This is a genomic window from Sedimentibacter sp. B4, assembly GCF_000309315.1.
In the GTDB taxonomy this organism is placed as follows: domain Bacteria; phylum Bacillota; class Clostridia; order Tissierellales; family Sedimentibacteraceae; genus Sedimentibacter; species Sedimentibacter saalensis.
The window spans coordinates 1-218 of the sequence record NZ_CANG01000816.1 but is presented as its reverse complement, the minus strand read 5'-3'; the positions used below and the strand labels follow the sequence as shown (position 1 = coordinate 218).

General features: G+C 67.4%; 1 protein-coding gene. It reads right to left on the bottom strand.

Going from position 1 to position 218, the window contains the following annotated elements; genetic code table 11:
• A partial coding sequence (locus tag BN358_RS24425) for an AAA family ATPase (RefSeq protein ID WP_157593519.1) occupies positions 1-218 on the bottom strand: 218 nt, incomplete at both ends.

Below are 218 nucleotides of genomic sequence, written 5' to 3'. Positions count from 1 at the left end.
ATCACGTTCGCGAGCCCCTCGACGCCGTCGATCTCGCTGAGCAGCTGCGGCACGATCGTCGCCTCGACATCGGAGGACACCCCGCTGCCGCGCGTGCGGAACAGGGCGTCCATCTCGTCGAAGAAGACGACCACAGGGCGTCCGGACGTGGCGTGCTCCTTCGCCCGGGTGAAGATCGCCCTGATCTGGCGCTCGGTCTCGCCCACGTACTTGTCCAG